Source organism: Bacteroides thetaiotaomicron VPI-5482, from assembly GCF_000011065.1.
Classification (GTDB): Bacteria; Bacteroidota; Bacteroidia; order Bacteroidales; family Bacteroidaceae; genus Bacteroides; species Bacteroides thetaiotaomicron.
Map to the genome: position 1 here is coordinate 2110407 of NC_004663.1, position 12853 is coordinate 2123259.

Sequence of the window (12853 nt, forward strand, 5' to 3'; positions counted from 1 at the left end):
ATCACTACTTAGCTTATAGCAGGCAGTACTCTATACCGTAATACAAGTTGCAGTAGGAATATATCTATTCAATAAAATCAGGATATATTATTTCATTCGCTGATATATCTTGTTTAGCAAAATGACCAATTACATTTTTTTTATCTATCCATTTATAACCATCACCAGGACTCAGTAAATGAATGTCCGACTCTTGAATAATACTACCTGCTGGAATATATTTTCGAGTGGCAATAGAACGTTCAAGTTTTATCTTAGACTTCTCCACCCCTTTTTCTATATAAAGATCTTCAGTACCAAGCCAACACTCTGCTATGCGAATATCTCGAATCATACGATTAACCCCATCTGGACCTAAAGAGCCAAGCTGGTCTGTTCCTTTCATATGCCGATCAATTGTTACATGCTTTTCTATAATTTCCGCTCCCATCGCTACAGCAGCTGTAGCAGCAGAAATACCTATTGTATGATCAGAAAAACCTATCTCAAACTTATTGTAATGCTTCTTCAAATATGTTATTGTACGTAGATTCAAATTATTTGGATGAGTTGGATACTGAGATACACAATGTAGAATAGCTATATTACTATGATATCTCGTTATCACATCTAATGCATTGTCAAGTTCTCTTTGACCAGCCATTCCTGTCGATAATATAATAGGAATATGAGTTTCTGCTAATGCTTCAAGCAATGGTAAGTTAGTCAAATCACGACTAGCAACTTTTAGCCTATCCGGTGTGAACAGTTTAAGCAAAGACAGACATCCTTTGGCACATAACGTCTCGATAAAATCTAATCCTAATGACTTAGCATATTTATAAATCTCAAAATGCGCTTGATCATCAAGCTCAAGAAAAGCACGATGTTCACCATAAGTACGCCCAAAAGAATTAGGATTGTCATATATTTGATTCATTTGAGAAACAGCCAATTCTTCTGATAAATCTCTTTTAGTCATTTTAACAGCATTCATTGGCATGAAATCCATACCAAAAACATCCTCATGTACAGGTCGTGAGATTAATTCAATAATCAACTTAGCCAAGTCAACAGAACCATTATGATTCTGCCCTATTTCACCAATAATATAAGTATTCTTCATTATTTAGAATTTTTTTTTATTTGTTGTTTCATCAGTTGAATGTATTCTGCATGTCTTCGAACATAGTCTACAATCACTTCTATCGATATTTCCACTCTTTTTTCTTGTAAATCCCTATATATTCTCTGTGCTACAGAAAAATCTTCTAACGTATCAATCGTGAGTCGAATATTATGATGTTTTGACACGACTGGAGATCCTGAAATCCATTGAATATTAAAAAGTTCAGGATGACTATATATATAATTAGTAACATGTTCACGATACAATAAATCATCAGTAAATCCTATAACTCGCTTCAGCGCATCAAGCGTTACAAATTCTCCCCAAAAACCGAAATGAGTTTTAATTGATGGAGTACCATCAATATCAAAACTTATATAATCGTTACAAGATTTCATTGCTATTTCGACCAATTGCCTTGCCGCATGTACATCTAAAAATGGATTATCAGAACATATTCGGAATATACCCTGTATATCAAAATATTCAGCAACATCAATGAATCGTTTTAAAACATCATTCTCCTCACCTCTGAAGCACTTTACCCCTAATGCAAGTGCCTTCTTTTCAATAGGTTCATTGATAACAGAATTTGTTGTAGCAATAATTACTGGAATATTCGATATAGCAGAAAGCTTATGAACCATTAAGTCAAGAATCGATTGATTACCATAGAAAGGTTTCAATATTTTTCCAGGCAAACGTGTAGAACCTAAACGTGCCTGCACCACAAATGCATAATTCATTTTATTTATTATATTTCATTTAAAAATATGTCACATATTCTCTTTGTTGAATTATCATCTTGAAATTGATTCATCAATAAAGAAATATGACGTCGATGTTCAGCATGAATATCTTTCCCAGCCAGAAGTCCCATCACAGCATCTATCAATTCATTATAATTGTAAACAATATCACCTGCACAAAAAAATTCTATTGGCTCAAATGAGAAACCTCTTACTCTACGATATTCTTCAATATCGTAGAAATTAAATATGACTGGCTTATTTACCAATAAAAAATCAAAATAGGTAGAAGTATAATCAGTAATCATTCCATCTGAAAATGACAAAAGATCATACAATCCATATTTATATGTTTGTTCAAAAACAAGTATACCTTTGGGTAAATCTTTTTTTAAGACTGTTTTATTCTGCAAAGGATGTAATTTAAGAATTAAAGCCGCATTAAACTTCAATAGTATTTTCGATAACTTCAACAAATCACAATCAACATATCCGAGTATTGAACGCAAATTACCTTCAGTAACAGTCTCATAATCACGAAAAGTTGGAGTATAAACTATATATTTAGTTACATCATATCCCGCAAATTTCGAAATTTCTCTTTTAATAACATTGCAATTATTTTTCGATATCAACAAATCATTTCTGGGAAATCCTAAGACTTTGAATTTATCATATGAGATTCCACAATCTATTGAAATTATTCTAGCACTTAAACAAGAAGTAGCAATAGAGTAATCAAATGAGTTACATGTTGTATTACGAAATTTATCATAAGAATGATCTCCCATATGATAATCATCTTTGAATGGAGTATAATACCCCAAACAAATAATCTGTTGAGAGCGTTTTTTAAATGAAAAATCATAATAAAAAGTAGCTGTAAAACATTTACTTGCTCTACAAAAACAAAAAAAGGCATACAACATATCCTTAAAAGATACTTTATTAAAGAAAAAACGTCCAACACATGCACATAAAAAAGTACACCTAATATTAGGATTTATGCCATAAATATATTCTTGATATTCTGAAATACGAGAAGAATCATAAATTTCAACATATATTTTATAATATTCAGCACTATCTTTTTTTAGCAAATAATTTAACAGAACGAGAACATTATCTGACGAATAATTTATAATATCATATTTATCTGTTCTACAATTAGGATGAGGAATAAAATACAATGATCTACTATCAACTGGCACACAATGGTTAATTATCTTTACTATTACTTGAAAAATCTTTTTTAATATTTTCATCTATGTTTTTAGTTTTAATGATCAATGTTAAAATACAAAAAAAAGAATCTAGCTTAAAAAGAAAAGAAAGTAAAATATAGAAGGACATCCCAGTAATACATCCAATCACAATTTTTACTATATCAGTTTCAAAGAAAGAAATACATATAAAAACGATCCCCCCCATTATGAAAGAGAGTATTAAACTTGGAAATACATCTTTAACTTGCAACTTTAAGGTCAAATCAATAAGAGAATTAGTATAATATGTATTCAAATATGTCGCTATCAGAGAGTAAATAACTCTACCCCAACACATCACCTCAAGCCCAAATGGAATTGACACAAAAAGAATGAATATAGCAATCGTCTTTTTTATTATTTCAAGACGTAACGACAGATCAGATCTTCCTTTAACCCATAATAAATTCAAATTAATTTGGCTCAAATGATCAAACATCCAATCCAAACATAATATCTGTAAAAGAATAACAACCCCAGACCATTTATCTGTTAACAATAGACTAATAATAGGATTAGCCAAAACAAGTAAACCTACCATTAAAGGAAAAATTATATATGAGGATAATCTGATATAATTTCGATATGCGTTTGTTAAACATTTATCATCATCTTGAATGGAACTTAAAATAGGATACGCTACTCTAGAAACTAAAGCATTTAAATTATTGGAAGGAAAAATAGCAAATTGTTCTGCTCTTGTATAGTAACCAAGCTCTACAACAGAAAACTTTTTTCCTATTACAATGGTATACAGATTACGATATACTGTATTGATAAGACTTGAGATCAATAATTTAGATCCGAAATTGAATAATCTTTCAAAAGAACTTTTGGAGAAAGTATGTAAAGGTTTCCAATGAACTAAACAGTAAAACAAAATTGTCAAAATTATACTATTTAAGAGAGTTTGCCAAACTAAAGCCCAAACCCCGCAACCGACATAAGCCATCCATATTCCAATCACGCCTGATATAAAAGCTGCACCTAATGAAATTTTAGATTGAGTTTTAAAGTTTACAGAAATAATTAATTTCGTTCTGTGAATAGCCGATAAAGCATTTATTATCAACGACAATGCTATAAAACGAATTACAAGAACTAAAGTCGGCATATTATAAAAGTCTGCAATCAAAGAAGCCGAAAAAAACAATATACCATAGAATAATACTGCGACAAGAATATTAAAATAAAAGACAGTGGCAAAATCCTCTTCAGTTCTATCTTTTTTCTGGATTAAAGCATTTGTAAAACCGCTATCTATAAATACTTGAGCGACTTGAAGAAAAATAGCTAACATCCCGATCATACCATAATCCGATGGTAGTAACAAACGAGCTAATATTATTTGAATTATAAACTGTACTCCTTGTAAAGAGAAACGTTCTATAGCGCTCCACATTATTCCTGATACAGTTTTCTGCTTTAGATTTTCCATTACTTAAATACAGTATAAAAACAACTACATTTACCGATATCAATTATATTTTTCCAATATTCTCACTAATTGGTTATTATCTTCTTCGCCCCTTACCGCAATTCTAATATGGTCTCTCCCACTAAAAGCAAATTACCCTACACAAACATTATCTCCTATAACTACCGATGCCTTTTTATAAGAATAAAGAACTCCTAATGCATCACCTCAAATTAATATTGCCATATTTGCCTACTAAGCGAAAGCTACGAATAGGCACTCCAGAAATAACACTTTCCGGATGGAAGTGTATACCACGAAGGGAAAAATAAAAATGACGAATCTTCAATAATATTTCTGCAATCATGACATCGGTAATGTGACGTTATAATGATTTAATGCAGCTTTTAGTACTTTAAAGAAGTTCTCAATATCATCTACTTCTATCTCTCCTAAAGCACAGATTCTAAAAGTATCCTCAGTTGATATCTTACCTGGATAAATCGTAAATCCACGCTCATAACAATAATCATGTATTTTCTCAAAATCCCAGTTGGGATCTTCTGGGTATTGAACTGAGACAACCAGTCCTGACTGCCATTCACGCTTTATTACACTTTTAAGACCAATTTCATTTATACCTGAATGAATAGCCTCAAAAACTCTTTTGTGACGGGCAAACTTAGCTTCTTCACCCACTTCAAAATATTCATTTAATGCCTGACGAGTGGCGTAAATAGTTTGTACCGGTGGAGTAAAATGCATTTCACCTGTTCTCTCAAAATTCTCATACTGCAAATAAAGATTACAATAGTAAGAACGCTTGGGATATTTTTTTGAAAACTTAATCTGTTCCTCATTGCCTATAATAAAAGAAAGACCTGTCATCGCTTGAAGTCCTTTTTGAGCAGATGCCATACAAAAATCCACATTATCTTTCTCTATATCAAAAGGAATCATGCCCAAAGAAGAAGTAGTATCGACGACAAATTTAGCCTGATATTTATGAGCTATAGCGCCCATCTCGCGAATAGGGTTCAGAATTCCTGTACCCGTCTCGTGATGAGTAGTATAAACCATAGCTATATCAGGATTTTCTTGCAACACATTTTCCACCACCGATAAATCAGGACGTTCGTAAACGGAAAATTCCAAATTAATATGAGGCAAACCATAATATTGACACACTTCTACAGCACGGGTACTATATGCCCCATTATTCACTATAAGCACCCTTTTGTCTTCAGGAAGAAGAGAATTTAGACATATATCAATATTGATGGTTCCTGAGCCACAAAATAATACAGCGGTATGTTTTTCCAAATTCCCATGAGCAACTCTGACCAAATCGTCCCGAAGTTGTTTCATCATACCTGCGAATTCTTTCTCGCGAGGACAAATATCCGGAACAACTTGTGCCATTTTTACACTGTCAGTAGTAGTGGCAGGCCCAGGATTTAATAATATTTTTCTTTCTATTTTCATCGAATATATTTATTTTAAAAAATCCATAAAATGCTCCTTATTCTCTATAGGAGTAGTCGTGGGACGTCCCAAATTCTCCCGAGAATCTATTTTAACCTTTATTTCCAACAAAACAGGACCACATAACTTTGGAAGCTGCTTCATTGCTTCTTCAATTTCAACTTTTGTACAAACAGTATAAGTATGCTTATATCCGCTCCCCCGGACAATAGCCGGAATATCTAAACTAAATCCTAAAGTAGGCTGTCCTCCTACAGACTCGTGAGCACCATTGTTAAACAAAATATGATAATAGTTTTTAGGAGATAAATCGCCAATGTTACTAATTGCCCCTAAATGCATAATAAATGCTCCATCACCATCCAAGCAATAAACAGGTCTATCTTGCTTTGCTATAGCAATACCCAAAGAGATTGATGAACTATGTCCCATAGAGCCTACCGTGAGAAAATCATGTTCATGACCTTGCTCTTTCATTTCTCGATATTCAAATAACTCACGAGAAAGCTTGCCAGTAGTAGAAACGACCACTGAATTTTCAGGCAGATAATCCACAACTATTTGCAAAGCATCCTCACGAGATAAAGGATAATTACATCCGAACTCTTTTTGAAGTTTATATTTGCCAAAAACATCTTTCCGAATAATTATTGCATGAGGAATATTCTTAGTTTTTGCTGATTGTATGATATCATGGAGCTGAATAAATGCATCATTCTCATTTGAATCAAGAATTATATAAGGAATCCGCATTGCTTTCAACAAATCTAAAGTTACCTCACCCTGTTTTTTATGCTGAGGTTCATCTTTTGTTCCCGGTTCACCACGCCAGCCAATCATCAAAAGCATTGGAAAACTGTATACTTGTTCATCTGCAAGAGACAGCAGAGGATTAACAGTATTACCCAAGCCGGAATTTTGCATATAAACCACAGGAACCTTACCTGATGCCATATAATAACCTGAAGCAATTCCTACAGCCGCACCTTCATTAGCAGCTATGATATGTTTCTCACGTGAAGTATGGTCTGTGATATAGGCACAAATATTTTTTAGTAATGAGTCTGGAACTCCTGTAAAAAAATCAACGTCATGACTCAGAAACGTTTCATAAACTTTTTCTACGCTTAACATAATGATATTCCTCTTTTTATTTAGTACCTGGAATCAGTTCCAATATTTCTTTTATGGGCATACACAGTTCGCGCACCTCTAAAGCACGTTCATTCTCTAATATTATCTTTGCGACATTCATCATAGCAGGATAAGCGGCACGAAGCATATGATTAGCATAAATAATTATATTCACACCCCAATCACACAATTCAGACTCATAAATATGATCATATGTAGTAGGCACAACCACGATAGGTACATGAGCATACTGTTTTCGAAACGCCAAACAAAATTCTTTTATATCTTCACCCGACTTATTTTTGCTATGTATCATAATACCGTCCGCTCCCGCTTGGACATATGCAAAAGCTCTCTCTAAAGCATCACTTACCGGCTTTCCCGCTATAAGGCTCTCAATACGAGCGATAATCATAAAATCATCAGTAATCTGAGATGCCTTTCCTGCTTTGATCTTATTACAGAAACCTTCGATTGTATCTTGAGTTTGAATAACATCTGTACCAAACAATGAATTCTTTTTTAATCCAACTTTATCTTCAATTATTATAGCTGAAATTCCATGACGTTCTAAAGTGCGTACTGTAAATACGAAATGTTCAATTTTACCACCTGTATCTCCATCAAAAATAATAGGTTTAGTAGTACACTCCAGAATATTATTCAAATCTTGCAATCGGGTAGTTAAATCAACCGCCTCAATATCAGGTTTACCTTTACTGGTTGAATCCGTAAGGCTACTAGACCACATTCCGTCAAATACTTCCCTCTTATCCCCTTTTAATATTTCCTGATTTTCAATTATCAAGCCACATAGTCCATCATGAGCTTCCAAAATACGAACTACGGGTTTGGCATTTATCAAACGACGAAGTGATTTTAAACGTACATCAGGGGTTGTACCTATAGCCTTAATATCTTTATCCAAAGAAGATGAATTAATTCCCAAAGTATATGGAATTTCGATAACCTTTCCTCCCTGTTCATTCATCACTTCAAATACGCGCACACGTTCTTCACGTAAAGGCCCGGTTTTCCAGTCGTCACCATGAATTATATAGTCAGGTTTAATGCGTTTGAGATTCTCAACATAGCTCCATTCTTCTTGAGGAACAACTTTACATACGCCTTTAATATTCTGAACTACCTCTTTTCGTTGTTCATAGGTCAGATAAGGAAGGCGTTTATGCTCCGCAATAGCTTTATCTGTAAGAAGACCAATTATAACATCACCGTATTTAGTAGCCTCATTAATAATGCGGATAAGTCCTGGATGCATAATATCCGCAGTCATCCCAATATAAACTGTCTTACTCATAATTTGATATATTATTTTAATTAACAATACGGAACAATATATTTCTCTGCATATTCCAAATCTGATATGTCATCGATTTCATACCATTTCAGCCCTTCTACTTTATGCACATAAACAGGAGATTGAGAACAAGATATTCGTAGTAATTCATACTCATATCCCAAATTGGGTTGTTCATCAACAATACTCGCATAATCAGCACACATTATTTTGTAAAAGGAACCGGATAGTTTATGGATGCCGACCAATTCGCCTTTAGCGTTTAGTTTATTCTTATTGACAGAACATGAAGAAAGGCGAAAATTATCATCATGTTCCACATAATACTGATCTTGAAACTTTGTCACTGGAGTTATTAGCATTGCATCTGCCGCAGGACACTCCAATAAGCTCATTATTGCTTGTTTCTCAAAAATCAAATCTGACTCTAACAATAAAAAATCATCATTGCCCAGAATCTCCCGCGTATTATATAAAGTATACATACTATTTGTTTCAGCATAACGAGGACTAAAACAGGTTTCAAGCATAGGATAGTCTGTCTTCAATTCTTCATAAACTTCTTGTTTATATCCTGTACCGATTACAATTCGCTCAATGTCACATGATAACAAAGTATCAATAGAACGAACTATCATTGGAATACCTCCCACTTTGACGAACCCTTTAGGTATCAATTCTGTATATTGGCCAAAACGGGTTCCCATGCCCGCAGCCATTATCATAGCTGTACGTATCATTCGTTTAATAATATAGTAAGTGAATTTAATTGATGTAAGAATGTTGTAAACGACGTTTTAGCATCATTTATCCTGTTCTATCTCCTTATTTTTCAGTTCTTTTCTCAAGCTAGCCAGCAGACTTTTGCCAAAAAACACCCACACGAGAGTACCAGATACGGACAGGAACACAAATAATAAAATATAAATTTTGAGTCCCATACCTGAAGGTTTCAAAGGTACAACGGCAGGCTCAACTACTGCAAAGACTGGCTTTTCCTCCTGTACTTTGGCTCTGGATACCTGCAACTGATTAGCAACCTGACTATATATCTGATAAGCCAAACTCATGTCGTTCTGTAAACGCTCCTGCTCAGCACGTACACTTTGAAGAACCACATTATCATGGGCGTCTACATAATCCGCATATTTTCTTTGAGCAGCATAATATTCCTGCTGACGTTCTTTAAACAACCGTTCCAAATACGCACAGTCTTCTTTTACTTTTGAAGTTCGATACCCAATAATATATTCCTGTAATTTATGAACGACAGAATCTGCTATAACCGCAGTGATCTGCGGATTTTGTAAGGTGACCGTAATGCTCGTTATGGCGGTTTTCTTATCAATGGATGCACTAATCTTCTTTTTAAGAAAATTAATCTTCTCATTTACTTCTTTCGTCAATTCGATAGTTCCTTGCCGCCCTCCACTGGCAGGAACCGTATCTTCTCCGAATAATGATTTAACTCCTCCTATTACTATGCCCGGAAAACCTATAAGATAATCCCACCAAGGAGATGACTCTTCATCGAGATAAGACCCCAAAGTCATTTTATCATCCTTTTTAGAAACGGAGACTTCCATTTCTAAAAGTTCCAATAAAAAAGGAGTTGAAGAAACAATATCTGCTGAAAGAGAAGCGTTCAAGGCATCTGTGCTTTCCCCTATTAGAGCCCCATCTCCCAAAAACGAGGCAGCAAGTCCGGCTAAACCATTACTTCCCTTCGCATTACCCATTTCAGGAGAAAGGGTAACCTTTACTGTATATTGCTTGGGAATGCTCAATGCCACCACTATAGCAATTATTACTCCCACTCCAGCAGCTTTGCATAGTACTCCACGAACAGTAATAATCTTATAAAAAATAGCCATCAAGTCTATTTCCATTTCATCATCTTTCCTTTTATCCACTTCAGAAAACGGTTCTTGATAAGATTGCTTTTCAATCATAATAGGTCATTTATTTCTTTATCAAATTAGCAATAGAAGCAATCATCATTCCCAAAGAACTGAAGGAAGTAGCATAACCTAAAATATTAGCTATGTTCCCTTTCTTCTTAGCCTTACCAGGCACAATAATCTCACACCCCGGCTCAATCTGTTTCTTACCACTACCCTTAACCTTCGTCACCTGACCATTCATGTAAACAATGAACTTCTTACTCTTCCTTGCATTATCAGAACAGCCACCGGCCTGATTCAGGTAATAATCCACATTCTTTCCCTTCATATAAGAAACCGTATTCGGAACCATGACAGCACCATTGATAGTTACAGTATTAGTATTCTTAGGTATGGAGATCACATCACCTTCACGTAAGACAAGATCGGCATTACTTTTAGGATTGCTCAAGGCTTTTTCCAAATCTATTCCAACCGTAAAAGTATCTTCAACACGAATACCCAAAGAGTCAATCATGGCTTCGCCCAATTGCCTGCTCATAAGGCGAATTACATCACCCATACGTTTCTTTTCACTAGCGTTAGCCACACGGGTCAGTTTCGCACCACGCAGATAGGCATAATTGGTCGGACCACCGGCTTTATTCACTAAATCGGAAAGACGTTCCTCACGGCTGGTCATGGCGTAATTTCCTCCGAAAAGGATTTCACCTTCAATGGCTACATTCTGTTGTGCCTGATAGCCCGGACTGCGACGGACATAAACCTGATCATAAGGCTCAAGGATAAAACCGGGCTGACCATCTATTACAAAACCATCCTTTAAAGAGAAGGTATACATCTGACCAATCGTATCATTATCCGCAGTACTACGAGGATTCTTGATTCGTCTCGATATATCAATACGGACAGTAGAGGCGGCTTCTTTCAAGCCACCGGCCTGAATGATCAGATCCTCAAGTGTCATGTTATCCGCATAAGGATAGGAATCAGGGTGGGCAACCTCACCGTGAACTGTGACATTACCCCGGTCTTCCAGGTCATGGATACTTGGAATGTAGAGGATGTCATTCTTCATTAGGGCAAGGTTTGGGGAAGTGCCGTCCATGATAGACTTAATGTCTATCTGAACAACTTCACTGGTCAGGTCTTCACGCTGGCGATAGAGGACGGCACGATTCAGGAAAGCGTCACCGGTCAGACCCTGAGCTTCATGGACAAGTTCGCGGATCGTGTTCAGTTTACCGCTGAGCTGGTAGATACCGGGACGATAGACAGCGCCACGGATTTCCAGTTTGTTTGTGAAGCGGTTAAGGATGGCTTCGGCGGTTACTACGTCACCGTTACGCATTTTATAAATGTTGTAATCTATATCTTTGACTGTGTTGACTTCGTATTCCTCACCATTCTGACGGACAACACGTAATGAACGGGTGTAGGCATCGGCTTCAAAGCCGCCGGCATATTTGATTAAAGTGGCAAGGTTCTCTTCTTTCTTCATTTCAAAACGCATAGGACGTTTTACCTTGCCGCTGATCTTTACCAATACATCATAAGCGGGAACAATCACGACGTCACCTTCCTGAAGGCGGATGTCATCCTGTGTGTTGCCTTTCATGATAAATTCGTAGACGTCGATGGTGGCAATATTCTTTCCGTTGCGTACCAACTGAACGTTTCGGAGGCTACCGATATCACTCACACCGCCTGCACGATAAAGCGCATGGAAGACGGTAGAGAAGGAAGAAAGGGCGTAGGTACCGGGCTGTACGACTTCTCCCATCACATTAATCTGAATAGTACGGATATTACCTAACGTCAGACGGATGTCGGAAGTTGGATCGGTCGTGTTGTTCAGACCGTTATATATTTTATTCAGGGCGTTCTTCAGATAGTCATTGGCGGCAGAGACTGTCATACCGCTAAGGTTGACAGGGCCGATCTTCTGAATGTTGATAGTACCTTCAGGAGAGATTTGCTGGCGGATCGTGTTCTGGCTCGCACCCCAGATATCAATGATGACTTCATCACCGGGACCAAGACGGTAATTGGCAGGAGTGGCAAGGTTGACACTAGGCTCGAACGTCAGGTTGCGGGTATTGAAGATGTTACGTCCGAAGACCTGATCACCACGGGCAAGGTCCTGAGTAGTCGGATGATCCTCCAGCATATCGGAAGTATTCTTCTTAGTCTCTTCACGCAGGCGGGATTCGTTGATGTCCGTGCCCGTTGATTTCGAGGTATTTACATTGTTCTGCTGCTCGTATAGCTGCTTCACACGCATTGCCTGTTCTTTGGTTACACCCTTACGGGCTAGTTCGGAAGCAAGCTGCTTCTGTTCCTTGCCTTGGCGGATGCCGTCTTTTACATATTCCAGTACCTGTGAGTCACTCATGGACTGAGCCATAAGCGAGCCACTTCCCAGCATCAAACAGAAGAGTAGAATGCTAAAAAGTCGTTGTATTTTCATTGA

10 protein-coding genes are annotated in these 12853 nt (G+C 36.3%); all 10 read right to left on the bottom strand.

Features of this window, described 5'->3' with window-relative positions; all coding sequences use genetic code 11:
- Positions 1–64 precede the first annotated feature (64 nt).
- The 10 genes from BT_RS08690 to BT_RS08735 all read right to left on the bottom strand — a co-directional run bounded on the left by BT_RS08690 (position 65) and on the right by BT_RS08735 (position 12850).
- Positions 65–1105 carry an N-acetylneuraminate synthase family protein gene (locus tag BT_RS08690; RefSeq protein ID WP_008767821.1) on the bottom strand — a complete coding sequence of 347 codons (1041 nt, stop codon included), beginning with the start codon at positions 1103–1105 and terminating at the stop codon, positions 65–67.
- The gene (locus BT_RS08695; protein ID WP_008767820.1) at positions 1105–1854 is read right to left on the bottom strand and encodes a glycosyltransferase family protein; all 750 of its coding nucleotides are present in this window, start codon (positions 1852–1854) and stop codon (positions 1105–1107) included. The genes BT_RS08690 and BT_RS08695 overlap by 1 nt, the downstream gene beginning before the upstream one ends.
- 8 nt (positions 1855–1862) lie before the next feature.
- Entirely contained in the window at positions 1863–3122 is a 1260-nt protein-coding gene (locus BT_RS08700) for a CDP-glycerol glycerophosphotransferase family protein (RefSeq protein ID WP_008767819.1), read from the bottom strand.
- Complete coding sequence (locus tag BT_RS08705; protein ID WP_008767818.1) at positions 3076–4560, bottom strand: lipopolysaccharide biosynthesis protein; 1485 nt, start codon at positions 4558–4560, stop codon at positions 3076–3078. The genes BT_RS08700 and BT_RS08705 overlap by 47 nt, the downstream gene beginning before the upstream one ends.
- A gap of 342 nt (positions 4561–4902) precedes the next feature.
- Positions 4903–6024 (bottom strand): 2-aminoethylphosphonate aminotransferase, encoded by a 1122-nt coding sequence (locus tag BT_RS08710; protein WP_008767816.1) that lies wholly within the window; start codon positions 6022–6024, stop codon positions 4903–4905.
- Positions 6025–6033: 9 nt separating this feature from the next.
- The gene (gene aepY / locus BT_RS08715) at positions 6034–7158 is read right to left on the bottom strand and encodes a phosphonopyruvate decarboxylase (protein ID WP_008767815.1); all 1125 of its coding nucleotides are present in this window, start codon (positions 7156–7158) and stop codon (positions 6034–6036) included.
- Between the two features lie 16 nt (positions 7159–7174).
- Complete coding sequence (gene aepX, locus BT_RS08720) at positions 7175–8476, bottom strand: phosphoenolpyruvate mutase (RefSeq protein WP_008767814.1); 1302 nt, start codon at positions 8474–8476, stop codon at positions 7175–7177.
- Between the two features lie 20 nt (positions 8477–8496).
- Positions 8497–9216 carry a phosphocholine cytidylyltransferase family protein gene (locus BT_RS08725; protein ID WP_008767813.1) on the bottom strand — a complete coding sequence of 240 codons (720 nt, stop codon included), beginning with the start codon at positions 9214–9216 and terminating at the stop codon, positions 8497–8499.
- 63 nt (positions 9217–9279) lie between these two features.
- Complete coding sequence (locus BT_RS08730; RefSeq protein ID WP_008767812.1) at positions 9280–10428, bottom strand: chain-length determining protein; 1149 nt, start codon at positions 10426–10428, stop codon at positions 9280–9282.
- A gap of 10 nt (positions 10429–10438) precedes the next feature.
- A complete protein-coding gene (locus BT_RS08735) occupies positions 10439–12850 on the bottom strand; it encodes a polysaccharide biosynthesis/export family protein (RefSeq protein ID WP_162303168.1) in 2412 nt (803 codons plus the stop codon).
- Positions 12851–12853 lie beyond the last annotated feature (3 nt).